This window comes from Kitasatospora sp. NPDC001683, assembly GCF_053596495.1.
This window is the reverse complement of sequence record NZ_JBSFGK010000016.1, coordinates 22521-46031: the sequence shown is the minus strand read 5'-3', so window position 1 is coordinate 46031 and position 23511 is coordinate 22521. Positions and strand designations below refer to the sequence as shown.

Below are 23511 nucleotides of genomic sequence, written 5' to 3'. Positions count from 1 at the left end.
TCCCCATGAGCGAACGAACGATTGCGCTGGTCACCGGCGCGAACAAGGGAATCGGCTACGAGATCGCCGCAGGCCTGGGCGCCCTCGGCTGGAGCGTCGGCGTCGGCGCCCGCGACGATCAGCGTCGCAAGGCCGCGGTGGAGAGACTGCGCGCGGCCGGCGTCGACGCGTTCGGCGTACCGCTGGACGTGACCGACGACGCGAGCGCGACAGCCGCCGCACGGCTGATCGAGGAACAGGCCGGGCGCCTCGACGTGCTCGTCAACAACGCCGCCATCACAGGCGGCACGCCCCAGGAGCCCACCCGCGTCGACCCCGCCACCATCCGCACGGTCGTGGAGACCAACGTCATCGGCGTCATCCGCGTCACCAACGCGATGATGCCGCTGCTGCGCCGCTCCGCCTCACCGCGGATCGTGAACATGTCCAGCAGTGTCGGCTCCCTCACCCGGCAGTCAGGGACCGCTGGTGAGCTGACCACAGGTCCAGTGGCCGTGGCGTACTCGCCGTCGAAGACGTTCCTGAATGCCGTCACCGTCCAGTACGCCCGGGAGCTGAGCGGCACGAACATCCTGATCAACGCCGGCTGCCCCGGCTACGTCGCGACGGACCTCAACGGCTTCCGGGGCGTGCGCACCCCCGAACAGGGCGCGGCCATCGCCATCAAACTCGCGACCCTGCCCGACGACGGCCCGACGGGCCAGTTCTTCGAGGACGCCGGCGTAGTGCCCTGGTGAAGTGCACGGCGGCCATCACCCGCGCCGATGCTCGGGTGCTTGGGGCAACGCTCCGCACCGCTACTGGTTCCACACTGGGCTCACCTCCTCCCACGGGCGCGGGGAGGAGCGGGCGCCGAGACGGCGCTGCGGCCCCGCCTGCGAGAGCTGACCTCCGCAGGCGGAAGGAGGACCCCCTGCCGGCCCACCGCCGGGCGGTGGTTCAGTGCGACCAGAAGGGGTCCTCGTACTTGGGAAGGATGTCGGGGCGCCCGTCGGGCAGGGTCGGCTCGGGGGCATGGGTGCCGAACGGGTCGCGGTCGCGGATGACGGGAACGGGGCCGACGGCGGCTTGGAAGGTGATGTTGCCGGCGGCGCCGACGAGCAGGCACACGTCGTATCCGGCGGGTGTGGAGGCGAACATGGCCGGCTGGCGAGGGTTGACGGCGGTGATCCGGTATCCCCGGGCCTGCCAGCCGCGTTCGGTGATGCCCAGCAGCGCGCCGTACTTGGACGGGGCGACCTTGGTCATGACGTACCGGTCGCGAGTGGCGGTGGCGTAGCCCAGGGAGTGGTCGTCCGGGCCCGCGGTCCGTTCGGTGGACCACGGCCGTCCGTCCCGGTACCTCAGCGGGGGACGGATGGCGGACATCGCCTCGTCGAGGAGCGCGTCGAGTGCGTGGACGGCCTGTTCGGGGGTCATGGGGATGGGGAGGCTTTCGGAACGAGGAGACGGAGAACGGTCCCGCGGGGGCGCGGCGGTCAGACCGACCAGTACGGGTCGTCGTACTTGGGCAGGACGTCCGGGTTGCCGTTGGCCATGACCGGGTCTGGAGTGGGGGTGCCGAACAGGTCCCGGCCTTCGGGTACCGGGACGGGGCTGACGGTGGCTCCGATGTCGATGTTCCCGGCGGGATAGATGGTGATGCTGACGCCGTAGCCCTCCGCCGTGGTGGCGAACAAGGCCTTCAGGTTGGCGGGCCCGGTGGCGATCCGGTAGCCCTTGGCCTGCCAGGTGCCGCGCACCGCGGCCATCAGGGCGTCGTACTTGCCAGGGGCGATCTTGGTCATCACGTGGCGCTCGCGGGCGGCCGCGGCGTAGCCGAGGGAGTGCTCGTCGAGGCCTTTGGAGTACTGCACGGTGGCCTGCGGCCAGGCGTCCCAGTACCGCAGCGCCGGCTGCACGCCCGAGGTCGTCTCCGCCAGCAGGGAGTCGAGCTCCTGCAGGGCCTGGGCGGGCGGGATGAGAGGGCCGGGCGTCTTCCCCCCGCCCTGGCCGGCGCCCGCCCCGGCACCGGCGGCGCAGGCGGTAGCGCCGAGGGCGAGGACGGCGAGGGCCGCCGACAGGCGCAGGGCGGGGCGGGAACGCTGGTTCATCGGTGGTCCTGCCTTGTGACCTGGTCGTACCGTCCGGCCACGATCTGGCCGATGTTGTTGACCGATTCCAGGGTCTTCGAATCCTTCTCCGTGGGGTTGGTCATGTAGTTCGAATGGGAGTCGAATGAGAGTTCCGGCCCGTCGGCGACCGCGAAGCGGTTGGCACCGAAGTCCCCGCTGGCCGGGTCCTTACCGAACCACAGCTGGTTCTCGGGGCCGAACCAGTCGTACATCTTGTCGGCGACGTAGCCGTTGACGACGCTGCCGATCGGACCGGCGATCATGCCCCCCTGCTGCACGCCCTGGATGTCGTTGGCCACACGGCCCTTGGACGGCAGGTGGCTGACCGGGTCGTTCTCCGCGTCGCCCACCCACACGTGGCTGGGGTCGATGTGCAGCTGCGAGGCCCGCTGCGCGCCGGTGCCGGGGGAACCGACGAGGATGATGTCGTCTGCGCCGGTGCCGCCGCTCATCTGCGCGCCCAGGCCCACGGTGGTGGAGCCGTAGCTGTGGGCGAGGGCGACGAGGTGGGCGGGCGGCCCGTCGTGGGTGGCGCGCAACCCGGCCATGAACTTGTCGTAGGCGGCGCCGCCTTTGGCGGCGCGGTCGGTGCCCATCACCTCCAGGGGCCGGGTGTCGCCGTCCTGGAGTTTCTCCAGGCCCGGCGGCGGGTCGTAGCCGAGCCACACCATCGACGCGAACGTGGAGTTGGGATCGGCCTTCTGCGCGGCGTTCAGCACGTTCAGGGCTCGGTCGCCGTCCTTGCCGCCGACGTCGCTGAGCTTGGTTCCCAGCCCCGGCACGTACGCGCTGACGTTCTGCGCGGTGTCCGGGTTCCCGAAGGCCAGGATGCCGCGGCCCTGGCCCTCCTCGCTGATCCCGATCAGGAGCCTGGGGGGCTTCTGGTTCTTGTCCGTCTCCAGACGCGTGCTGATCGCGAGGAAGCCTTGGAGCTTCAGCTTCTCGTCGTCCGTCGGGTTGGGCTTCTGCTGGTACTTGGTGATGAGGTTGGCGAGGTTCAGCCGGTTGGCCCGGTCCCGGGCCACGGCCGGGATGCCGTCGCGCATGCCCAGCAGGTCGGGATGGGTTTCGATGAGCCGCTGTTGCTCGGCTGACGTCAGGCCCCTCCACCAGGAGTTGACCTCGGTGGCCGAGGCACCGGCGGGCGGGAAGCCCGCGGCCATCAGGTCGACGCCCTGCTGAGTGACGGCCTTCAGGTCCGCGGCCGCCTTGTCCGTCTCCAGTCCCGTGCCGTTGCGGGCGCGTTCGGTCAGGGCGTCCAGGAGCCCCGCGATCTTCTGATCGGCGTTGCCGGCCTCGGTGACGGCGCCGGATATCCGGTTCGCCAGCGCCTTCGCCTGCTCGGGGATGTTGTACCCCGGGTCGTTCTTCTCGGCCTTCGACGGAGCGGGCCAGGACACTGTCCCGTCATCGGCGACGGTCAGCCCCAGGTTCCCGGCCTCCTGCAACGCCACCTGCAGCTTGGACTGCGCCAGCAGGAAGCTCTCGGAGGCCTCGCGCAGGAGCCCGGAGACCGCCGACATCTCGGTGTGCGCGGCGTCCAGCCGATTGCTGGTGCGCTGCAGTGAGGCGTTGGCGGCGCCGGCGGCGTTGCCGACCCAGTTCGCGTTGAAGACGTGCTTGAGGACCTCGTGCTGCATGTTCTGCACATGCTTGCCGAAGTTGGTGGAGAGGGTGTCGTAGGCGGTGGCCGCCGGCGCCAGGCCGGACAGGTCGGTGTCGCGCAGCTGGGCGAGGGTGACCATCAGCTCGTCCCCTGCGGGAACAGGCCGTACGGCTTCAGATTCGTGGCGCTGTTCTTGTCCGCGTTGCGGTAGTCGGTGGCCGTCTGACCCAGCTTCAGGCCGACCCCGTCGATCTCGGAGGCGAGCTTGTTCAGCAGGTCCTCCCACGCCGCGGTGCAGTTGTGCAGCGAGGCGCCGACCTGCCAGCCCGACAGGGCGGCGACGGCCGTGTCGGAGGGCTGATGGATCGCCTTGAGCTCGCCGGGCATCGCCTCACCGCTTTCCTTGGCGGCCTTGGCCGCCAGGTCCAGGTCCGCGGGATTGACCCCGAACGTCGGTCCGAGCGGCGGCGCGGCGGAGGGGGCGGCGTAGGGCCCTCCCGGCCCGTCCGAGCCTGAGTACGCGTTCATGGACTACGGTCCCCCCTGTCAGCCGGCCTGCGCCCGCCCATGGATCGGCGTTGTCGTGGCCGCACTGCGGTGCACATGACCGCACGTCCAAGCGAGTCATTCGTACAGGTGAACGTAGCAGACCGCGATCATGACCGATCCGCGCGGACCGCCACCGACGAGCAGGACCGCGCTGCTCGGCGGCGTGCGACAGCGGGCGGCCGACTCCAAGGCGCGGGCAGGGGCGGCCCGAACGCGGGGTACGGCCGGCCGCCGCAGGTGCGGGGCGAACGCGCCAAAGGCCCGCGTCTACGGCTCCTGCCATGCCCGCAGGCACGACGATCGCGCCGGGTCCGCCTCAAGACGATCCGCTGCGCTTCCCATGGCAGCCCTCGTGGCCGGCAGGAAGCCCGTGCGGTGGCGGCCGGGTTCCACCCGTGCGGACACTCGACGAGGCGTCCGCGGCGTACGTGTTCGGCAGTGGGCCCGGGTGCGCAGCCGTCGCCGCTCACGGCGCTGCCGGCGCGCGCCCCGACCATGGCCGAATATCGGCGCAAATCAGGCCGGTTATGCCGCGATGGTGATCATTTAGGAGTACATGGCGAAAGTACTGAATATTCCCCTGACCTGCCGTCAGGTGTAAGATGCTGAACCCGCGGCTACGTGCCGGGAGCAATATCAATGGGGGCAGGCATGGCTCGTGGATGGGAAGCCGATCCTTCCGCTTCGCTCGAGAAGCGTCTGGGGAAATCCGCGAAAGAACTCGGGACGTCCGAAGGCCGGGACGAATGCCCGGACATCTGGCAGCTCTCGAACGGCGATATCGCCGTGATCGGCCGCGACCTCACCGAGGACTACAGCGGCCGCCTCCCCGACGGTGTCGTCCTGGGCCCGGGCGAGCGGCTCGTCGTCATTCCCGGCCTCATGCTGAGCACGGCGAAAGCGGACATCGCGGATGCCTGATCGGCGGGTCCCCGAGCTGCGGTCCGAGTGGGGCGAGATCCTCGCCCGGCAGGACTACAAGCGCGACTTCCGCGAGCGGGACGCGCGGGTCCGCGGTCGGGACTCCTGGAAGCTGGAGCGGCGCCAGCACTTCGAGGAGCAGGGAAGTGCCAGCTGGGAAGCGGTGCGCAGGGGTGACTGGACCGAGGCGCTGCGCCTGCTCGAGGGCCGGCGCGCGGCGCTGCTCGAGATGGGGCGGGAGGACGAGGAGCGCCGGTCGTTCTTCCACCGCGTCCGAGTGGTCCAGAAGCCGCTGACGGCCTACGTGCAGTGGGAGCTGCACTCGCTGCGGATCCGCGCCGAATGCGGCGAGCGGATCCGCATCGTCGGCGCCGAGGCACTCGCCGATTCCGGGGACGAGGAATTCGGTCCGCTGCCGGAAATCGTCATTCTCGGCGGCCGCACGCTCTATCAGGTCCTGTATTCGGAAACAGGGGTTCCAGTCGGCGCGGTCCGCTACACCGATCCCGATCTCGTCCTCCGCTGGGAGGACTACATCAAGGATCTCTACCGCACCGGCGAGGACGTGCCGACCTACTTCGACAGCGAAGTGGCACACCTCCCTCCGCCCACACAGAATCGGAGTACCGTGGCAGACGGGAACGATGGGAACACCGACGGCCCCGGACGCACGCATTCCGCCGTGTCCGGGTCGTCGACCCACGACCTCGTCCAGGCACGGGACATCAGCGGCGGAATCCATTTCCACCGCGCAGCCGGCCACGACAGCCCCGCCCCGAAGCCCCGCCAGCTGCCCGCCGACGTCCGCGGCTTCGTCAACCGCGTCGACGAACTCCGCGCACTGGACACCGCCCTCACCGGCGAAGCCGCAGACCGTCCCCCAGCCGCCGTCATCGTCATCGCCGGAACCGCAGGCGCCGGCAAGACCTCCCTCGCCCTGCACTGGGCCCACCGGGCCCGCGACCGCTTCCCCGACGGACAGCTCTACGTCAACCTCCGCGGCTACGACCCCGGACGCCCCGTCACCGCCCAGGAAGCCCTCCACCGCTTCCTCACCTCCCTCGGCGTCCCCGCCCCCTCCGTCCCCACCGACCCCGACGCGGCCGCCGCCCTCTACCGCTCCCTCCTCGCCGACCGCCGCGTCCTCGTCATCCTCGACAACGCAGCCACCGCGAGCCAGGTCCGCCCCCTGCTACCAGGCAGCGCCGGCAGCCTCGTCCTCGTCACCAGCCGCAGCCGCCTGTCCGGCCTCGCCGTCCGCGACGGCGCCCGCCGCCTCACCCTCGGCACCCTCCCCGAACCCGAAGCCGTCGCCCTGCTGCGCGCCGTCACGGCCGACCACCGCCCACAGGACGACCCGGACCAGCTCACCGAACTCGCCCGCCTCTGCGCCCAGCTGCCCCTCGCCCTGCGCATCGCGGCCGAACGCGCCGCCAGCATGCCCCACATGGGCCTCGACGACCTGATCGCCGACCTGCGCGACGAATCCGCACTCTGGGACGCCCTCAGCGTCGGCGAGGACGAGGACTCCGACGCCGTCCGCACCGTCTTCGCCTGGTCCTACCGCGCCCTACCCGACCAGGTCGCCCGCCTCTTCCGCCTCCTCGGCCTCCACCCCGGCCCCGACTTCGGACTCCACGCCGCGGCCGCCCTCGCCCGCCTCACCCCCAACCGCACCCGCCAACTCCTCGACTCCCTCGTCGGCGCCCACCTCGTCGAACAGAGCGCACCGGACCGCTACCAGTTCCACGACCTCCTGCGCGCCTACGCCACCGACCAGGCCCAGCGCGAGGACACTCCCGCCGAGCGCCAGGCAGCCCTGCACCGCGTCCTCGACTGGTACCTGCACACCGCCGACGCCGCCCAGCAGTGGCTGCGCCCGGCCGAGGCCCGTCTGCCGCTCGACCCGCCGGCGGACGCAGTCCAGCCGGCCGCCTTCGCCGACTACAACGCCGCCGTGGACTGGGCCGAACGCGAACGCGCCAACCTCCTCCACGCCGTCCACACCGCCTCCGCCGCGGGCGAGGACCGACGCACATGGCAGCTGGCCGCCGTCCTCTGGAACGCCCAGGCCCCCTCCGCACCCGGCACCGACTGGCCCCCGGCAGGCCGCGCCGGCCTCACAGCCGCGCAACACCTCGGCGACGACCGCGCACGGGCCCTGCTGCTCACCGACCTCGGCATGGCGTCCACCCGCACCAGCGCCCTCGACGACAGCCTGGAACACCACCGTGCGGCGCTCGCGCTCTGGCGCGGCCTCGGTGACCGGCTCAACGAGGCGCACTCCCTCAACCTGATCGGCCTGGTCCACCTGCATCGCAGACAACTCGCCGACGCCGCACACCACTTCGAGCAGGCATTCGCCGCGTTCCGGCTCCAGAACGAGGCACAGTGGCAGGCCACCACCCTCGCCAACCTCGCCGGCACTCACTACCGCGCCGGCCGCCTGCCCGAGGCCGCGGCCGCCGTCGACGAGGCGCTGACCGCCCACCGCGCCCTGAAGAACCAGCGCGGTGAGGGCAATGCCCTGCGCCTGCTGAGCGACATCCGCCGCGAGGACGGCGACCCGGCCGGCGCGCTCGCCGCCGCCCAGGCCGCCCTCGACATCGCCCTCAGCCTGCGGGACCACCGGCTCGAAGGCTTCTGGCTCCTCACCCTCGGCGACGCCCAACGCGCCGACGGACAGCACACCGACGCCCTCGAGTCCTACCAGCGCGCCGCCGTCCTCCACCGCCGCCTCGGCGACCGCAGCCGCGAAGCCCAGGCCTGGCACGGCGCGGGCGAGGCCTACCGCCACCTGGACCGCCCCGCCGAAGCCGCCGCCCTCCTCCGCCGGGCCGCCGCCGCCCACCACGACCTCGGCGACCCCTGGCACGAAGCCCTGTCCCTTGAGGCCCTGGCCGCAGCCTTGGTCTCCGACGACCCGCCAGCGGCGCGACGGCACCGGGAGGACGCACTCGCCCTCCTGACCGGCTACGACGACCCGCGAGCGGCAGCGACACGAGACCGGATCGCGCGGCAACTGGAGACGGGCTGACCGTCAGGCGCACTGGCCGAGCTCAGTGCCGAAGCGGTTTCGCCCGCTGGCGTAGGCAGTAGCTGGTCAGTGCTTCGGGAACCACCTGGACCGCAGCGTGCTCGATGCTCACGAGGAGCGACAGCACTCGCACTCGCCAATAGCGGTTGCCGGTATCACGAGCTATTGGGTTCCAGCGGTGCAGATGGCTGAGATCGGTGGCCCAGGCGACGACGTCGAGCTCGCCGAATCGGCCCGCGGTGGCGTCGGTGATGGGTCGCGTACCGATGAGTCACAGGTGACGGTCCTCCTGCGACTTCGAACTGACCGGCCGTCGGCTTCGCCCGATCTGACTGTTCGCCGAACTATCCCGCCCATCACGGCCCGGGGTGTGGTGGTCGCCACCACCAGCCGTCGAAGCAGACATACGTACGTGCAACCAGCAGTCAAATGACTGACGCACACGTGCACCGCATAGAGAACAGTTGCATCACTGCGCGAGCAGAAACGCCGGAACGAAATCTTGGAGTCATGCATGAAGTTCCTGTCGGGCAAGCTGCCGAAGACGGCCGCCACCCTCGGCCTCGCCGTGGCCGCGCTGACCGCCGTGTCGGCCACCCCGGCCTCGGCGAGCACGGCCGCCACCGCGGGCTGCACCCGCGCCCTGCGCTTCTACGACGTCCAGGTCCAGGTGGACAACTGCTCGGACGGCTGGGTATGGATGTACACCGGCACCCGCTTCCGCGGAGCCACCGCCTACGCGAAGACCGCCTCCGGCCAGGTACGGGAGCTGCAACTGGGGAAGAACCAGGCCAGCGCGGTGAAGTACGGCGAGCGGATCACGAGCATCCACGTCTGCGGAAACGACACCGTCGGCTGGTTCCCCCCGATCCCGTTCCGGCGGTGCTCGACGGAAGTCGGCCTGTGAGGACCTCCCCGTGATGACGCCGAAGCGGTCCGTCCAGGGCATGGGCGGACCGCTTCCGCATCCCTCTCATGCGAGATGGAGATGGCCGCCTCCACGGCTGCGGCCGTCGGCCATACACCAGCGCACCTGGCGGCGCGAAGTCCAGCAGGTCCTTCCGCACGGCGACGGTTTCGTCCGCCGCAGCGCAGGAGGCGGTTGATCCCGCTGGTGCGGGGAGGCCACCGCCGTGCGGTCGGCCAGGAACCATCCCTACTTGCTTTCCGGCGGGTTCGGTGACGGGGTCGGTAGCCCGGTCGGCTGGGCCTTTGGGCCGCCGATTCCACCGCTTCCGTCGGACGCCGGGTCCTGGCCGTCGTCGCTCGTGGTCTCCTCCGCCTCCTCGGCTGCCGGGATGTCGTCTGGGAGCGGCATGACGGGGTGCATCGGCACCCGGGTCGGGCCGCGGGTCCCACGGCCGCGTTGGGCGCGCCACCGGCCCTGGTCGTCTGGCGGGATCGTGCCGCTCATAACGTCCTCCTCTTGCTGCGGGACCCGTCATCGGGGCGCGGGTGCTCCGAAGGCGTGGGCCTTTCAGGGCTGGACGGCGGGCGGTTGGCCCCCGCAGGTGCGGGGAGGAGGGCCCGATCGACCGCTCGTACGCCAGTGCCGAGGGTTGACCCCCGCAGGTGCGGGGAGGAGGAGGTATCCGGCGCGCTGGAGCAGGGTGACGAGGGTTGACCCCCGCAGGTGCGGGGAGGAGGCTTCCTGACCTGCGACGTAGCAGCGGCTTTGCCATTTCTTGACTGATGGAATGTCGGCTTGGCGGGTGCTACGGGTGGCCAAATGTGTCATCGCTGACACCGTTGAGCTGTTGAGGAGTCAAGGACCAACTGACATCGTGCCACGCGCACCCGACAGCGTCCTCGGGCGGATCGTTTCCGATTCCAGCGCGGTAAGCAGGAGAGCTGCGGGTCCCCTTGACCCTCAAGGCCTCGAAGAGCCGTGGGTGTCCCACCCCACCATCCAGGAGGGGTGGGACACCCACGGATGCGTCAGCTGCTGGTCGTCAGCAGACGGTTGGCCAGGGCGTCGGCGAGGCGGTAGGCCTCGTCGGCCGAGAGGGTGCGGCAGATGGCGTCTGCCAGTTCCTCGACGTTGTGCCAGTCGACGTTTCCGAGGCCCGCCTGCGGGGCGGCGGCTGCCGGCTTCTCGCGCTGCTCCGGCATCGGGAGCGGCTCGGAATTTTCCGCGGAAAATCGGTCGGGGCTCGAAGCGGGTTCAGTGCTCGCGGACGGAGCTTGCGGGGCGGCGGACTCCGGCCGGGGTGCCGCGGGAGCCACCGGCTCCGCCGCCTCGGCGACCGCCTCGGCGACCGGCTGGGCAGCGGGCGCAGGTGTGAGCACCGGCTGTGGAGCCGGCGCAGCAGGAGCCACGTCGGCGGGGGCTGCCTTGGCCGCGGCCTTCGCCTCCAGTCTCGCCGCCCGCTTCGCCGTCACCGCGTCGGCGTCGGCTTGGAGTAGCTGCTCCAGCTCCGCCGTCTGCTCGGCCAGGGACATCTCCTCGATGCCCTTCACCGAACCCAGACGGCGGGCGACGTTGATGGAGACGCCCTCCTCGCCGCGCGCCTTGGCCCGCACCTGGCGCTGTAGCTCAGGGTGGAGCTTCAGCAGGTTCTTGCGGTGCGAGATCCAGCTCTGGGACCAGCCCTCCGCCTCGGCGGCCTCCTTGGCGGTCGCGTACTGCGCCACGATGAGCAGGACCGCGTTGGCCTCCTCGATCGGGTCGAAGTCCTTGCGCGCCATGTTCTCGTCGAGCGCCGCCCGCAGCAGGGTCGCCTTGGACTCGGCCACCGAGTCGTCGACGACGACCAGCAGCTGCTCGCGCCCGTACAGCTGAGCGGCGGCCCGACGGCGGTTGCCGTTGACGACGACCACGTCGTCCGGGCCCGCGCCCAGCGTCTGCCGGTCCTCGGGCCACAGCCGGAGGTAGGCGGCCGGGGTGACGGCGAGGCAGCTCTGCAACTGGCGGTCCTTGATGCTCGCCAGGTCGGAGAGGTCGCCCAGTTCGTCGCGCGGGTTGCGCGGGTTGGGCAGGCAGTTGGCGGTGGGGATCCACCGGGCCGGGGCGTCCTTGGCACTGTCCACACCCGGGGCGTCGACGACCGGGTCGGCGGCCATCGAGGCGAAGGAGACGCGACGGCCTGCCATCAGCGACCCCCGTAACCGAGCTCGAGGGACAGCCGGAAGAAGTCCTCGCGGGCCCGGTAGGCGGTTCCGCTCTCCTTGTACTGGGTGACGACCGTCCCCTCGGCCACCGCTCGGGAGTGGATCTTGTACCGGCGCAGGACGGTCTTGGCGCGCGGCCATCCCCTCGCGGCGATGTACGCCTCGGTGTCCTCGAGGTCGGCACGGCCGTCCCGGGGGTCCCAGTTGTTGACGACGACCCGGTACGGGATGTTCATCGGCTCGATGACCTTCTGAATGGTCCGCGCCGTGGGGTCGAAGCACAGCGGCTCGGTGATCATCGGGACCAGGACGTCGTCCGCGATCTCCAGTGCCCGGCGCAGGATCTCCTCGTCGGCCAGGGTGCCCGGCGTGTCGATGAAGATGTGCTCGTACTCGTCCTTCGCGCCGAGGACGTCGAAAGTGCACGCCGCCAGGTTGACCGTGGTGGTGGTCTTGCCGACGCCGCCCTTCTGGTTGGCGATCACGTGGATCTTCGCGCCGGTCTTCTTGAGGTGGACCAGCTGATCGGCCTGGTCGTGCGCCGCCATGAAATCGAAGGGCAGGTTGTCCCCCACCCGCTCGGCCCAGACGACCGCGGACCCCTGGGGGTCGGTGGACACGACAAGCACAGATGGCTTCATGATGTTCCGTTCTCTCCGTGGGCTTCCCGGGCGGTTCGCCCGGTACTGCGGATGCCCGCCGCTCAAAGCCGTGGGCGGCGGACTGGGACAGCATTCCAGATGATCGACTCGGAGCCTGACGCGACCCGCGTGTGTTGGAGCACGACTGGCGCCCCCACGCGCCTGGTTTTCCGGAGAAACGCTGCTGTTCGTCTGGCGGGCTTCCTGAATTTTCGGTTTCCGGTGTGTGGCGATGCCTGGGCTGCAGAGGGGGGAATGGATGCTCGAGAACCGCTGGCTCGCGATTGTGATTGGACGGTATGGCGTTCGCGAAGTCACTTGATTCCCAATGGATGCGGAGTTGTGAGGGTTCGGGACTTGAGGTGTTCGATGCCCGGAGGCCGGGGCGCATGGCACTATGTCCCAGTGTTGTCTGACGGCCCAATAGGCTGGTGTGGGCTGGCTGATCGCGTTTGGCCCGGCAGACATGGTCAAGAAGTTGCAAAGGCGTTACATCGCTGCACGTCGGGAAGTGTCCTCCCCGCACCCGCGGGGTCAGCCGGACGCCGGCCGACGTCACCTGGTCGAGCCCCGACGTCCTCCCCGCACCCGCGGGGTCAGCCGCCTGACATGAAGTCGCTGATTAGGTTCGCCGCGAGGGTCAGCCGTCGGACACCGAGGTGATGGTGCCGGCCCGCGGTTCCCCGCATCCGCAGGGGTCAGCCGTGCGGTTACTCCGGTTCCGCCGCAGACGGCATATCCTCCCCGCACTTGTGGGGGTCGGCCGGAGGATGCGGGCATCACGGCCGCCACCTGGAGGCCCTCCCCGCACCCTCTGTGGGGGTCAGCTGCCGGCCCCAGTCGGATCGGCGGCGGCGTCACCACTTGCGCGGGGCCGAAGACGAATCCGTTGTCGAAGGTCAGGTGGCCCTCGGGCGTCGCCAAGCTGAACCAGGCGATCACCGACGTGGTCAACGCCCACGGCCAGCTGGACATGTCCCGGGCCTGGGGCGACGGCACGGCGGTGGCCGCCGACGGCACCCACATGGACACCTACCTGAACAACCTGGTCGCCGGGACCTCGATCCGCTACGGCCGGCCCGGCGGCATCGCCTACCACCACGTCGCCGACACCTACATCCCGCTGTTCACCCACTTCATCCCCTGCGGCGTGTGGGAGGCGGTGTACATCATCGAGGGGCTGCTGAAGAACGAGTCCGAGATCCAGCCGGCCACGATCCACGCGGACACGCAGGGCCAGAGCTACCCGGTGTTCAGCCTGGCCCACCTGCTGGGGTTCGAGCTGATGCCGAGGATCAGGAACTGGAAAGACCTGGTGTTCTTCCGGCCCACCCGGCAGACCTCCTACGTCCACATCGACGCGCTGTTCGGCGAGGCGGGGCGCAACGTCATCGACTGGGACCTCATCGAGCAGCACTTCAAGGACCTGATGCCGGGTCGCACTGTCGGTGCGCGAGGGCACCGTGTCCTCGGTGCTGCTGCTGCGGCGCCTGCGCTCCGGGTCGCGCAAGAACGCCCACTACGCGGCGTTCCGCGAGGTGGGCCGGGTGATCCGCACCATCCAGCTGCTGCGCTACCTCACCGACCCGCAGATGCGCCGGCGGGTGACGGCCGCGACCAACAAGGAGGCGTTCAACGGCTTCTCCGAGTGGGTGCGCTTCGGCAACTGGGGCGTCATCGCCGACAACGACCCCGTCGAGCAGGAGAGGGCGGTCAAGTTCAACGCTCTGCTCAGCAACTGCCTGATCTTCCACAACACCCTGGACATCGCCCAGGCGGTGCGCGAGCTGCAGGCCGAGGGCTGGAAGGTCGAGCCCGAGGACCTGGCGGAGGTCTCGCCCTACCTGACCGAGAAGATCATGCGGTTCGGCGAGTACTCCACCCACGAGCTCGACCTGGCGCCGGAGGCGTACGAGCAGCACCCGGATGTCGACTTCGCCAAGCTCGGCCCGCAGGACCAGGTCGGCGCCGAGCAGTAGCCGCACGTGCTTCGGGGCGGGGTCGACGCCGCGGCGTGCGGCTTCGACCACCCCGGCGCTCCCGGCTACGGCCGGGCGAGCAGAGCCGGGCCTACACCGAGCCAGCGGCCGACGTCGATGGTCGGCTCGGAGCGGGGACGGCCGCTCATGGACCAGGCGGTCGATGAGCCGGCGCAGGCCGTCCCGCTCGGTCTCGGGCGCGCGCATCCGCTCCGGACATCGGCGTCGATGAGCCACAGTGGGTAGGCGCCGATCGTGATCCGGCCCCGGTGTGCTTGGTCAGGTGGCGGTTGCCGATCCGTCGGAGCAGTCGTACCCGGCGGCGAGCGCGGCGTGGTCGATCCGGTCGCCGAGCGGGTGTCCGCCGGCGGTCCAGGCGTACCAGATTCGGGCGCCGCCGTCGGGGCGGTGGAAGACGATCCACAGGAAGGTCTCGGGGGGTCGAAGTCGGCGGCGATGCCGTCGGCCACGGCCTTCTCCACAGGGGTCGGGTCGCCGGTGGGCACGAGCACCATCGGCGCGGTCACCGTCATCACGACACGCTCTCCCCGCCGGGCACGGGTTATCCGGGGCAGCCGGTCGTGATGGCGAAGGGCCCGTTGTTTGCGAAGACGAGCTTGGCGAAGTTCTTGCCGATGCGGCGGTGTCCCTCGGGGCTGGGGTGGATCGCGTCCGGCAGGGGGAACTCGTCGTGGTCGCTCTCGCCATAGAGGTCGAGTCCGTCGAGGTAGTGGAGGTTGGGGTCTTCGGCGGCCCGCTGTTTGACGGTGTCGGCCAGGACGTCGCGGACGATCGTGAGCGTCAGCCGTCCGGCGGCGGTCTCGGCCGGATCACCGGTGGCCTTGAACTTCAGGGTTCCACTGGAGAGGTCCGGCATGAGAGGTCCGGGGGTGTTCTCGTGGGTCGGACACAGGATGGGGGAGACCAGGAGCAAGGGGGTGGTGGGGTGGCCCTCGCGGATGGTGTCGAGGAAGCCGTGGATGGCGGGGGCGAAGGCGCGCAGGCGCATGGCGTCGCTGTTGACGACGTTGATGCCGAGCTTGAGGCTGATCAGATCTGCGGGGGTGTCGCGCATCGCGCGGGCGGTGAACGGGTCGACCAGTGCGCTGCCGCCGAATCCGAGGTTGATCAGCTCCACATCGCCTGCGGAGGCGGCCAGCGCGGGCCAGATGGTGCTGGGGAAGACGGCGTTGGATCCGTGGCTGATGGAGCTGCCGTGGTGCAGCCACACCCGACGCCCCTTGTCCGGGGCGGGCTCGACGGGGGCGTCGGTGCGCAGGGCGATGACCTCGGTGATCTCCGCGTGCGGGAGCCAGATCTCGATGTCCTTCTCGCCGGTGGGGAGGTCGGTGAAGTGGGCGGTGCCGACGGGGCCCGGGGTGAATTCCGCAGTCTGGGTCTGCATGTCAGTGATGGTGCGCAGGTTCCCGCCGTCCACGGTGGCCTGGGCGGTGAGGCGGCCGTCGACCAGAAGGTCGTAGATGCCGTCCGGCGGGGGCGGGAAGCCCCGGTAGACACGTTTGGTGGGCAGGGTCTCCAGGCGGATGGTGGTGGCGCTAGTACGGAAGGCCAGCCGGACACCGGAGGGCTGGGCCTCGGCCACGGCCAGCAGGTCGTCGGGGATCTGGCGGCGCGCCCAGGCAGGCAGCCGGTGCGGCAGCAGGCCGTGGGCAGTCTCTTCCACGTCGAGGTGCCCGCGCAGGAAGTCGGCGGTGACGGGGGTGGTGATCAGGTTCTGTTCGGTGCTCATTGCCTCAAACTCTTGATTCTGGGGTGCACCGGCTCCGCAATGCGGTGTCGAGGCAGTCAAGGGTCCAGGCCCAGGACTGCTGAGCGGCGACGTCCGTGTGGTCGAAAGCGCGGGCCGCCTCCAGGGAGGCATAGCCGTGGAAGACGCTGCCCAGCATGCGGACCGCGTGCGTCTGGTCCGGCTCAGCCAGGTCGTAGCCGCGCAGGATCGCCCGTGTCATCTGTGCATGCCGGACGCCGGCGCTGGCCGCGGCAGTCTGCGGGTCGAGCCGGTACCGCGCGGCTTCGTACCGGCCGGGGTGCGCCCGGGCGTAGTCCCGATAGGCGTTCGCGAAGGCTGTCAGGGCGTCCTTGCCCGCGCGCCCGGCCACGGCTTCGGCGACCCGGTCGGCGAGTTCCTCCAGTGCGAACAGCGCGATCCGGGTCTTGAGCTCGTGGGAGTTCTTCACATGCGCGTACAGGCTCGCCGGCTTCACGTCGAAACACCGGGCGAGCGCGGACAGGGTCACCTGGCCGAAACCGGCCTCATCGGCGAGTTCCGCACCAGCGAGCGTCAGCCGCTCCGGGCTCAGTCCTGCCCGAACCACAACCATCACCCACTCTCTCAGTTTGCCTATAGTCAGTATGCATCTACCTACAACCTATAGGCAAACACTGCACTCATTAAGGTTTCGCGACCCTACCGAAGGGGGTGAGCGCGACGGCAGGGCCTATGAAGCCGCACGGTCGCCCCCGCCTTGATTCGCACAAACGGTCCTTTCCGGGAGCAAGATCGGAAAGGGTCACCAGGGGTGACCCGGGCGCCCAATCGGTTCTCAGAACTCGTTCTCACCCAAGTGGTGCCGGACCCCTGTTCTGGGAATGGTTCGTGAGAGCATTTCGGGTGTGACGGGCCCTCAGGACGCCATCGAGAGCGACGCCGACGACGTCGAGCGCCACGACTGCCCGCGCTGCGGCGTCCAGCCCGGCTCGCCCTGCCGCTCGCGCTCGGGCGCGGTCGCCGGGATCTACCACACCGGCCGGTTCAAGAAGGTGGCCCGGCTTGCCAAGCTGCTGCGGGTGCCGACCCCGGCCGACCGCGGCCCCGGACAACCCTGGAGGCCCGGCACCCCGCCGCCGGCCGCGCCCGAGACGGACACCCCTGGCGCGGACATCCGCATCGGGTACGCCCGCTGCAGCCACCTCACGCAAGAGCTGCAGTCGCAGCTGGACGCGCTCAGCGCGCACGGCATCCCCCGTGACAAGATCTTCTCCGAGAAGATCAGCACCCGCATCCGGGTCCGCCCCCAGTTCGAGGCCGCGCTCACCCTCGCCCGCGAGATCAAGGCCCACGCCCCGCACTGCCGCGTGCTGTTCACCGTCTACGAGATGAAGCGGCTCGGCCGCGACGCCGCCGAGCTCACCGCGCTGGCCGACCACCTCACCGCCCACGGCCTGGTCTTGGAGATGCTGGCCGGGCCGCTGCCCGGCATCTACGACCCGTCCGGCCCCGGCCGGATGCTGTTCGGGTTCTTCGCCGCGATGGCCGAGACGGAGCGCGAGAGCATCCGCGAGGCCACCCTCGAAGGGCTCGATGCCGCCGCCCGCAAGGGCAAGCACGGTGGCCGGCCGCCCGTCATCACCGACGACATGCTGCACACCGTGCTGCGACGTCGGGCGGCCGGCGAGTCGGTCGAGAAGATCCGCCCGGACCTGATCATCCCCACGGGCAAGCGCAAGGGCCAGAACCCCGGCCTGGCCAGCATCTACCGGGCGCTCGCCGAGCACGAGAAGCGCCAGGCATACCCCGAAGCCGTCGAAGCGGCCCATGCCGACTTCGCCGCCTTTCAGACCAACTGACGGCGGATCGGCCTACGAGATCATCTCAATGTGGGTTTCGCAGGCACCTTGGCCGGACCCCAGTTGCCCTCCACGCTCATCGTCGTGCCGTGCCGGATCGCCCCCCTCGACCATCGCCGCGACCTCCGACGCGGACGCGCGAAGGGTCTGGGAGTGCACCACCACCGAGCCGCGCTCGACGTGCCAGTACACCAGCACGCCCCGGCCGCCGTAGCGCGAGTGCCACTCGGTGAACAGGTTCTGGTCCCAGGAGCGGAAGTGCGTGGAGCCCGAGGCCACCGCGGTCGAACCCGCGCCCCACAGCTCGCTCTCGCGGGCGGCGAATGTGGCGCTGGCGATCCTCCCGAGGGGGACTCGGGCAAGGAACCCGATACTCAGAATACCCTGAGGCTTGTTTTAGACAACTGCAAACCCCACCACCCTCCTAGAAGAATCGCGCGCGCCCCTCCCCCCACCTTCCCCACGTACACCGGCCACCCTGCAGCCTGGCGGGTGGAATGCCTCGGCGATTGTCTAAAGCATTGCTGCCGAGAACCTGTCGTCCCGGCCCTCGGCGGCGAATGTCCCCTCTCGGGAGTCCAGCACTGGTAGGAGTCTGTGATCTGGGGCTCTGAATTCATCCGCCGTCGCGATCTGATGGTGATCCTGCGCGACCATGGTTCACGGTTTCTTGCCCGCGATAGTCCGAGCGGCCCCACCTGAACCTCTGGGCCGACAAGGGCACTCCTGTTCGGCTGTGATCAACATCGACGGAGCCCGTCTCGGAGCCGACGCCGCCCGCCGCCTGCGGCAGGCCGACTGCTGCACCATTGAACCTGGCCTCAGAAGCCGTTGTCTTTCCGATAGTGATGGGTGCGTTTCCGCTGGTCAGGCATAGTGCTGGTGCCTCGGTGGCAGAGACGGGGTGTCGTGTCGTCTCTTCGGTGGAGGTGCCGGATGCCGTCGGTGATGGGGCTACTGGAGGAGCGCGAGCGTGCTGCCCGGCAGCGAGTGGAGGTTCTGCAGGCCGAGCTGCGGGAGGCGGAAGCCGCGTGGGAACGGTTCGTGATTACCCGTCAGACGGTGGCCGAGGTCCTGGCAGAACCTCCTGCAGGCGAGGAGGCATCGCCGGCCGGGGTGGCCGGTGAACGGTCTGCGCGGGTCGCCGGAGCAGGGCCCGGATCGGTGGTTCCCGTCTGGAGGGAAGGTCTCGATCCGGGTGCGCTGGCGCCCGACTACCAGCGGCTCGTGGAGGTCCTGGCGGGGAGCGGGGAGAAGATGGACTGTCGGCAGCTCGCGGCGGCACTCGGGCTGGAGCCGGTTCCGGCGAAGGTGGAGGGAGTGCGGTCGAAGGTGAAGCGCCTGGCCGCGCGGGGCTGGCTCGTCGAGGAACGGCCGGGGATGTTCAGCGTGCTCGCCGGGCGAGCCGGCGGCTCATGACCATGCTCATCGACCACCGGATCATCGCCTCGGAGGTGTCGGTGCGGGTCTCGTAGTCGCGGGCCAGGCGGCGTGAGTGCATCAGCCATGCGAACGTCCGTTCCACCAGCCACCTTTTCGGCAGCACCACGAAGCCCGTGGCGTCGTCGGTGCGTCGGACCACTGTCAGCGCGATCCGCAGGGCATCGCGGGCGAGGTCGACCAGGCGTCCGGTGTAGCCGCCGTCGGCCCATACCAGCGAGATGCGCCAGTGCCGCTCACGCAGCCGCTCCAGCAGCGTGCGGCCTGCCTCGCGGTCGGTGACGGATGCGGCGGTGACCATCACGACCAGCAGCAGCCCGAGGGTGTCCACGACGATGTGCCTCTTGCGGCCGTTCACCTTCTTCCCGCCGTCGAACCCCCGGCTCGTGGCCGGCACCGACGCGGCCCCTTTCACCGACTGCGCGTCGATGATCCCGGCGGTCGGCTCCGGATCACGGCCCGCCGCCTTGCGGACCCTGTCGCGCAGCCGGTCGTGGAACTCGGCGATCAGGCCCTTGTCCCGCCAGCGCCGGAAGAAGGCGTAGACGCGGTCCCATGCGGGGAAGTCCGCGGGTACCGCCCTCCAGGCGATGCCGCCCGCGACCAGGTAGCGCACCGCGTCGACCAGCTGCCGGTGGCAGTAGCCCTCCGGCTGCCCGCCGCGGCCTTCCAGCCAGGCGGGCACGGGCATTGCGTCGCGCACGACGGCCCACTCCGCGTCGGTCATGTCCGAGGGGTACCTCGGACGCCTGTGCGGCCGGTCCCCGGCGTTCCCGAACCGGTGAGCGAGGCAACCACACGACAGGGGTGCGGAGTTGGACGGCCACGCCCCGGAGACGGAAGACTGCGGCACCAGGGCCTCCTGTTGCTCGGCTGGATTCGACCCCACGAGCTGTGCGGGAGGCCCCACTTTCATGCCCTGCCGACCAGAAGATCACCCGACCGAGTCGGCAGACTCGAACTCACGCTCACCAGGATCGATAGAGCAACGGCTAGTCAGCGATGACGAGTTTGAGCGCATCGAGGAGGAGTACGGCATCCGGTTCTCCGACAACCACCGCGCCTTCCTGGCAGCCGGCCTACCCGTCTGCTCGTCACCCGAAGAAGGGGTGCCGTTAACGATCGTGCCCCGTTATCTAGTGGTGTCAACTGACTGTGCAGATCAGAGCGATACAGTCGCGTAATTCAAGTAAGGCAAGTTGATCGAACGGTGCAGCCGTTTCCCAGATAGGACGACCGCCACCATGCCAAGCTGAGCCCATGGCCCAAGAGGAAGACCTACGGCGAGTGGATCCGCGAGGATCGCATGGTCGACTGTCCCGAGTGCGGCTGGGTATCGGTCCCGGTTGCCCGCACGCGCCTGAACGAGGACCAGACGGCCGAGCTGCGAACCTGTGAGTGCGGGCGCGTCCTTCAAGCGCTGGCCTACTTCACCTGCCCGCTAGGAGCTGTCCGGCCGATCATCCATAGGGCGTGAGCAGGAGTTTCGACAGTCGCGTCCTGACCCTCCTGCGTCAGGCAAGTGCCCGAATCGAGATCCTGGCAGAGCGTCTGGGAGTCCGACCGGGCTGGAGGGGCAGCGGGCTGGAGTTCCATGAGATAAGCCGCGACCACCGGCCGAGAGCACGGGGGAATTCGGTTGCCGCGGGCCGCCGTCTCGATCATGATCGCCCGCATGGACTTTTGATGACTGCCACGTAGTACGTACCTGTCGCGCGATCGACCTCGGAGCCTGACGACCCAGCCCCGGGGCGATGGGTCGCGCCCCTCGTGAGCATCCGTCAGAGAGCGGGAGCCGCCGAGCGAGTTCGGCATGCCCTCCTGCTGCGTCCTGAAAGCACCCAACACACATGAATACCGACCGCAAGGCCCTGTGGGCCGTGCGTCAGTCCGCCCTGCCCACCGTCGTCCGGTCCTGCCCGGACTGTCCCGGCATGCGGCACCGCGCCTCGGGGAAGGTCCGCGTCAACGGGAACGGCAAGCTGCTCGACGTCTGGCTGCTGCTGAGCTGCGCGACGTGCGACCGGACCTCGAAGGTGCCCGTCCACGAGCGCGTCCACGTCTCGACGCTGGAGCCGGCCCGGCTGGTGGGGTACGAGATCAACGACCCGGCAGTGGTAAGGGAGTTGGTGATGAGTGCGTCGCTCGCGGCGAAGAACCGGTACCGGCTCGACTGGACCGGGACGTGGGAGCTGGAGACCCGCATGCCGCTGTACGCGCTCGACGACCCGAACCCGCTCTCGGTGCGGGTGCGCTTCGAGCTGCCCGCGCCGGTCCGGGTAGAGCGGCTGCTCCAGCTCGGTCTCGGCCTGAGCCGGGCCGAGGTGCGCCGTCTGGTCGCGGACGGGCGGATCCGCCTGCCGTTCGCTCCGGACGTCAAGGCGCACCAGGACTTCGAACTCACCATCCACGGACCCGGTTCCGTCGATGCGGCCAAGCACGCGAAGTCCCTCGATGCGCCCAACGCCGAACGCACCGACCTGGCTCGGATCGGGCTGCCGCCCGCACCCGGCCGGGAGCTCCCACGCCGGGCCACGGCGCACGCCTAGAAGTCTGATGTAGATCTTGCTGATGGAGAGGCTGTCCCGCTTGGGACAGCCTCTCCTGGGCTATGTGGTCGCGTCGCCGGCAGGAACGGTCGGGAGCGGGTGGCAGCAGCGGAGCCACCCGCTCCCACAGGTCGTCCGGAACACGATCAGCACGCACCCGGACCCCCTGCCGACCAAGATCGTCGAACGCAAGACCCACAGCTCAACCCATCCTGAAACGATCAGTTACGACTTGGGGAGCGATACAGGCGGGTCCTCGGGCGTGACGTGAAGGCGGCCGTGTCATGCTGCTGTTCCTCCAGCACGCCATCCGGTGACAGACGCGGCCCGAAAACTCCCTGGCCCGTCCGACCCGTCTCGGCCATGATCCTCACGTGACCACCTACCTCGAGTCCGAGCGCCTGACCCTCCGCCCCTTCGCCGCCGCCGACGCGGACCTGCTGATCGAGCTGGACAGCGACCCGGCGGTGATGCGCTACCTGACCGGCGGCGCTCCAACCCCGCCAGAGGAGGTCCGCGACCTCGCCATCCCCAGCATCCTCGCCGGCTACGAGCGCTGGAATCATGACCTCGGCCTGTTCGCCGCGCACGAGAAGGACGGCGGCGCGTTCGTCGGCTGGTTCTGCCTGCGTCCGCTGCGCAGCGGCCCGCGTGAGGAGGCCGAACTCGGCTATCGCCTGCGCCAGGTGGCCTGGGGCCGGGGCTACGCCACCGAAGTCTCGCAGGCGCTGCTAGCGAAGGGGTTCGCCGAGCTCGGCATCCGCATGGTCTGGGCCGAGACGATGACCGTGAACCGCCCTTCGCGTAACGTCATGGAGAAGCTCGGGATGACGCTCGCGGAGAACATCCCCACGCCGGACGACATGATGGCGGTCGAGGGTTCCGAGCACGGGGGTGTGCGGTACGAGATCACGAAGGAGCAGTGGGAGCGGCGGCAGGCGTAGGCGGCGCGAGGCGCGGCGCCCGTGGATGTGAAGTCATCGGCCCGCGCGGCCTTGTCTCATTACGCCCTATCGGGCATATCCCGGCAGCATCTTGCCGAACTCGCCGCTGACGCCCGCCCGACGTCCTGCTGATCAATCCCAGGCGGATTGCTCAGCCGAGCCTGCCCAGATTCTTATCGCTCCCCAAGCCGTTAATCGAGTGCCAGAGTCCCGGTCCGGGTGATACAAGGTCTGCGTGACTGAGCATCTCCCCTTCCCCACCCTGCTGCAGATGATTGACGAGCGGTCCGCCGCGTTCCGCGCCGCCGTCGCCGCAGCCCCCAGCCTCGACGCCGACGTCCCGTCCTGCCCGGGCTGGACGCTGTACGACCTGGCGAACCACCTCAGTGAGGGGGACCGCTTCTGGGCCTACATCGTGCTGAACACCGCGCCGGGCGACGAGCGGCCGAGCAAGGACGGGCTGGCGGCGCCCAGGGAGCGCGAGGCCCTCATAACCTGGCTGGCCGACTCGACGGAGCAGCTGCTTACTGCTCTGCGCGAGGCCGGCCCGGACCGGGGCTGCTGGGCCTGGTGGGAGCCGCTGGCCTCGCCGCACACGGTGGCCGCCGTGGCCCGCCGCCGCGTCCCGGAGTCGCTGATCCACACCTACGACGCCCAGCTGGCCTCCGGTACCCCGCAGGAGCTGCCGACGACCGAGGCGGTCGACGCCATCGAGGAGTTCCTCGCCACCGTCTGCACCGTCACGGTCCCGTGGCCGGGCGAGCCCGCCACCATGGACTACCACGCAGCCGAGGTCGGCTCCTGGCGCCAGACGGTGGACGCCGCCGGTTCCCGCTTCACCCGCCTCACCGCGGCGGAGGCCGCCGAGAGCAAGCCCACCGCCGCCATCTACGGCACGGCGAGCGAGATGGCTCTGCTCATGTACATGCGCATCCCGAATGATTCGCTGCGGATGGAGGGCGACGCCGACCTGCTCCAGCGGCTGCAGAACGGGGGTTAAAGTCAGGTCATGTGAGGTAGGTAGAGCTCTCG

Annotated in this window: 19 protein-coding genes and 2 pseudogenes; 11 read left to right on the top strand and 10 right to left on the bottom strand. The window is 69.8% G+C overall.

From position 1 onward, the window contains the following. Nucleotides 1-5: 5 nt before the first annotated feature. Complete coding sequence (locus ACWCYO_RS11525; protein WP_270151798.1) at nt 6-737, top strand: SDR family NAD(P)-dependent oxidoreductase; 732 nt, start codon at nt 6-8, stop codon at nt 735-737. 202 nt (nt 738-939) lie between these two features. Here the strand turns inward: ACWCYO_RS11525 and ACWCYO_RS11520 are convergent, their stop codons facing one another. Genes ACWCYO_RS11520 through ACWCYO_RS11505 form a run of 4 tightly spaced genes read right to left on the bottom strand, consistent with a single transcriptional unit; the run spans nt 940 to nt 4248 of the window. Next, nucleotides 940-1419: a hypothetical protein gene (locus ACWCYO_RS11520; protein WP_449784098.1), complete on the bottom strand. Its 480-nt coding sequence runs from the start codon at nt 1417-1419 to the stop codon at nt 940-942. A 59-nt stretch (nt 1420-1478) separates the two neighbouring features. Beyond that, the gene (locus tag ACWCYO_RS11515) at nt 1479-2093 is read right to left on the bottom strand and encodes a hypothetical protein (RefSeq protein ID WP_270151802.1); all 615 of its coding nucleotides are present in this window, start codon (nt 2091-2093) and stop codon (nt 1479-1481) included. Continuing rightward, the gene (locus tag ACWCYO_RS11510; RefSeq protein WP_270151803.1) at nt 2090-3859 is read right to left on the bottom strand and encodes an alpha/beta hydrolase; all 1770 of its coding nucleotides are present in this window, start codon (nt 3857-3859) and stop codon (nt 2090-2092) included. The genes ACWCYO_RS11515 and ACWCYO_RS11510 overlap by 4 nt, the downstream gene beginning before the upstream one ends. Then, nucleotides 3859-4248, bottom strand: a complete 390-nt coding sequence (locus ACWCYO_RS11505; RefSeq protein ID WP_270151805.1) for a hypothetical protein — start codon at nt 4246-4248, stop codon at nt 3859-3861. The genes ACWCYO_RS11510 and ACWCYO_RS11505 overlap by 1 nt, the downstream gene beginning before the upstream one ends. Nucleotides 4249-4920: 672 nt before the next feature. On the opposite strand from ACWCYO_RS11505, the gene ACWCYO_RS11500 reads away from it, so the two are divergent. The 3 genes from ACWCYO_RS11500 to ACWCYO_RS11490 all read left to right on the top strand — a co-directional run bounded on the left by ACWCYO_RS11500 (nt 4921) and on the right by ACWCYO_RS11490 (nt 9134). Continuing rightward, a complete protein-coding gene (locus tag ACWCYO_RS11500) occupies nt 4921-5190 on the top strand; it encodes a hypothetical protein (RefSeq protein WP_270151888.1) in 270 nt (89 codons plus the stop codon). Then, entirely contained in the window at nt 5183-8227 is a 3045-nt protein-coding gene (locus ACWCYO_RS11495; protein WP_449784097.1) for an ATP-binding protein, read from the top strand. The genes ACWCYO_RS11500 and ACWCYO_RS11495 overlap by 8 nt, the downstream gene beginning before the upstream one ends. Before the next feature lie 514 nt (nt 8228-8741). Next, nucleotides 8742-9134, top strand: a complete 393-nt coding sequence (locus ACWCYO_RS11490; protein ID WP_449784096.1) for a hypothetical protein — start codon at nt 8742-8744, stop codon at nt 9132-9134. Nucleotides 9135-10165: 1031 nt separating this feature from the next. On the opposite strand, the gene ACWCYO_RS11485 is transcribed toward ACWCYO_RS11490, so the two are convergent. Together ACWCYO_RS11485 and ACWCYO_RS11480 are read right to left on the bottom strand one after the other, a co-directional pair. Beyond that, entirely contained in the window at nt 10166-11320 is a 1155-nt protein-coding gene (locus tag ACWCYO_RS11485; protein WP_449784095.1) for a ParB/RepB/Spo0J family partition protein, read from the bottom strand. Beyond that, nucleotides 11320-11886, bottom strand: coding sequence for a ParA family protein (locus ACWCYO_RS11480; RefSeq protein WP_449784135.1), 567 nt, complete (start codon nt 11884-11886; stop codon nt 11320-11322). The genes ACWCYO_RS11485 and ACWCYO_RS11480 overlap by 1 nt, the downstream gene beginning before the upstream one ends. 1066 nt (nt 11887-12952) lie before the next feature. Here ACWCYO_RS11480 and ACWCYO_RS11475 point away from each other — a divergent pair. Both ACWCYO_RS11475 and ACWCYO_RS11470 read left to right on the top strand, forming a co-directional pair. After that, nucleotides 12953-13351 (top strand): annotated as a pseudogene (locus ACWCYO_RS11475) (Tn3 family transposase); the annotation flags it as partial. A gap of 70 nt (nt 13352-13421) precedes the next feature. Continuing rightward, nucleotides 13422-13958 (top strand): Tn3 family transposase, encoded by a 537-nt coding sequence (locus ACWCYO_RS11470; RefSeq protein WP_449784134.1) that lies wholly within the window; start codon nt 13422-13424, stop codon nt 13956-13958. Between the two features lie 562 nt (nt 13959-14520). Here the strand turns inward: ACWCYO_RS11470 and ACWCYO_RS11465 are convergent. Further along, complete coding sequence (locus ACWCYO_RS11465; protein WP_270151812.1) at nt 14521-15708, bottom strand: GDSL-type esterase/lipase family protein; 1188 nt, start codon at nt 15706-15708, stop codon at nt 14521-14523. A gap of 4 nt (nt 15709-15712) precedes the next feature. Continuing rightward, on the bottom strand, nt 15713-16294 hold the full coding sequence (locus ACWCYO_RS11460) for a TetR-like C-terminal domain-containing protein (protein WP_449784133.1): 582 nt from the start codon (nt 16292-16294) through the stop codon (nt 15713-15715). A gap of 298 nt (nt 16295-16592) precedes the next feature. Here ACWCYO_RS11460 and ACWCYO_RS11455 point away from each other — a divergent pair, with 298 nt between their 5' ends. Then, a complete protein-coding gene (locus ACWCYO_RS11455; RefSeq protein WP_449784094.1) occupies nt 16593-17546 on the top strand; it encodes a recombinase family protein in 954 nt (317 codons plus the stop codon). 59 nt (nt 17547-17605) lie between these two features. Here ACWCYO_RS11455 and ACWCYO_RS11450 read toward each other — a convergent pair. Next, nucleotides 17606-17885: pseudogene (locus tag ACWCYO_RS11450) on the bottom strand (Tn3 family transposase); the annotation flags it as partial. Between the two features lie 597 nt (nt 17886-18482). Between ACWCYO_RS11450 and ACWCYO_RS11445 the strand changes: the two are divergent. Then, the gene (locus tag ACWCYO_RS11445; protein WP_270151482.1) at nt 18483-18965 is read left to right on the top strand and encodes a hypothetical protein; all 483 of its coding nucleotides are present in this window, start codon (nt 18483-18485) and stop codon (nt 18963-18965) included. Here ACWCYO_RS11445 and ACWCYO_RS11440 read toward each other — a convergent pair. Further along, nucleotides 18931-19713, bottom strand: coding sequence for an IS5 family transposase (locus ACWCYO_RS11440; protein WP_449784093.1), 783 nt, complete (start codon nt 19711-19713; stop codon nt 18931-18933). The genes ACWCYO_RS11445 and ACWCYO_RS11440 overlap by 35 nt on opposite strands. 1123 nt (nt 19714-20836) lie before the next feature. Here ACWCYO_RS11440 and ACWCYO_RS11435 point away from each other — a divergent pair. The 3 genes from ACWCYO_RS11435 to ACWCYO_RS11425 all read left to right on the top strand — a co-directional run bounded on the left by ACWCYO_RS11435 (nt 20837) and on the right by ACWCYO_RS11425 (nt 23479). After that, a complete protein-coding gene (locus tag ACWCYO_RS11435) occupies nt 20837-21535 on the top strand; it encodes a DUF1062 domain-containing protein (RefSeq protein WP_449784092.1) in 699 nt (232 codons plus the stop codon). A 374-nt stretch (nt 21536-21909) separates the two neighbouring features. Next, nucleotides 21910-22479 (top strand): GNAT family N-acetyltransferase, encoded by a 570-nt coding sequence (locus ACWCYO_RS11430; RefSeq protein ID WP_449784091.1) that lies wholly within the window; start codon nt 21910-21912, stop codon nt 22477-22479. A 235-nt stretch (nt 22480-22714) separates the two neighbouring features. After that, the gene (locus ACWCYO_RS11425) at nt 22715-23479 is read left to right on the top strand and encodes a maleylpyruvate isomerase family mycothiol-dependent enzyme (protein WP_449784090.1); all 765 of its coding nucleotides are present in this window, start codon (nt 22715-22717) and stop codon (nt 23477-23479) included. Nucleotides 23480-23511 lie beyond the last annotated feature (32 nt).

What these genes read in the sequence shown, in the direction of transcription:
- ACWCYO_RS11515 (WP_270151802.1), bottom strand. Translation starts at nt 2,093, where the DNA reads ATGAACCAGCGTTCCCGCCCCGCCCTGCGCCTGTCGGCGGCCCTCGCC.
- ACWCYO_RS11520 (WP_449784098.1), bottom strand. Translation starts at nt 1,419, where the DNA reads ATGACCCCCGAACAGGCCGTCCACGCACTCGACGCGCTCCTCGACGAG.
- ACWCYO_RS11510 (WP_270151803.1), bottom strand. Translation starts at nt 3,859, where the DNA reads ATGGTCACCCTCGCCCAGCTGCGCGACACCGACCTGTCCGGCCTGGCG.
- ACWCYO_RS11525 (WP_270151798.1), top strand. Translation starts at nt 6, where the DNA reads ATGAGCGAACGAACGATTGCGCTGGTCACCGGCGCGAACAAGGGAATC.
- ACWCYO_RS11465 (WP_270151812.1), bottom strand. Translation starts at nt 15,708, where the DNA reads ATGAGCACCGAACAGAACCTGATCACCACCCCCGTCACCGCCGACTTC.
- ACWCYO_RS11490 (WP_449784096.1), top strand. Translation starts at nt 8,742, where the DNA reads ATGAAGTTCCTGTCGGGCAAGCTGCCGAAGACGGCCGCCACCCTCGGC.
- ACWCYO_RS11435 (WP_449784092.1), top strand. Translation starts at nt 20,837, where the DNA reads ATGAATACCGACCGCAAGGCCCTGTGGGCCGTGCGTCAGTCCGCCCTG.
- ACWCYO_RS11505 (WP_270151805.1), bottom strand. Translation starts at nt 4,248, where the DNA reads ATGAACGCGTACTCAGGCTCGGACGGGCCGGGAGGGCCCTACGCCGCC.
- ACWCYO_RS11480 (WP_449784135.1), bottom strand. Translation starts at nt 11,886, where the DNA reads ATGGCGGCGCACGACCAGGCCGATCAGCTGGTCCACCTCAAGAAGACC.
- ACWCYO_RS11485 (WP_449784095.1), bottom strand. Translation starts at nt 11,320, where the DNA reads ATGGCAGGCCGTCGCGTCTCCTTCGCCTCGATGGCCGCCGACCCGGTC.
- ACWCYO_RS11445 (WP_270151482.1), top strand. Translation starts at nt 18,483, where the DNA reads ATGCCGTCGGTGATGGGGCTACTGGAGGAGCGCGAGCGTGCTGCCCGG.
- ACWCYO_RS11440 (WP_449784093.1), bottom strand. Translation starts at nt 19,713, where the DNA reads ATGACCGACGCGGAGTGGGCCGTCGTGCGCGACGCAATGCCCGTGCCC.
- ACWCYO_RS11500 (WP_270151888.1), top strand. Translation starts at nt 4,921, where the DNA reads ATGGCTCGTGGATGGGAAGCCGATCCTTCCGCTTCGCTCGAGAAGCGT.
- ACWCYO_RS11495 (WP_449784097.1), top strand. Translation starts at nt 5,183, where the DNA reads ATGCCTGATCGGCGGGTCCCCGAGCTGCGGTCCGAGTGGGGCGAGATC.